1 pseudogene is annotated in these 237 nt (G+C 70.9%); it reads right to left on the minus strand.

Annotated elements, in window-relative coordinates:
* Positions 1-237, minus strand: a pseudogene (locus tag HL658_RS36455) (hypothetical protein); the annotation flags it as partial.

The raw sequence follows: 237 nt of genomic DNA on the forward strand, positions 1-237 counted from the left end.
CCGATGGTCACCACGTCGCTGCCCGAACCGCCCAACAGGGTCTCCAGGCCACGGAGCAGGATGGTCGCACCGCCATCCGCCAGCGTGATCACGTCGGAGCCGGAACCGCCGACCAGGATCTCGACCGCACCCACCGTCATGGTCGTGCCGGTGTCGCCGGTGACCACCACGTCGCTGCCCGAACCGCCCGTCAGCGTCTCCAGGCCGCGGAGCGTCGTCGTGTTGCCCGAGGTGCCC

Origin of the sequence: Azospirillum oleiclasticum (assembly GCF_013423485.1) — a bacterium.
Lineage (GTDB): Bacteria > Pseudomonadota > Alphaproteobacteria > Azospirillales > Azospirillaceae > Azospirillum > Azospirillum oleiclasticum.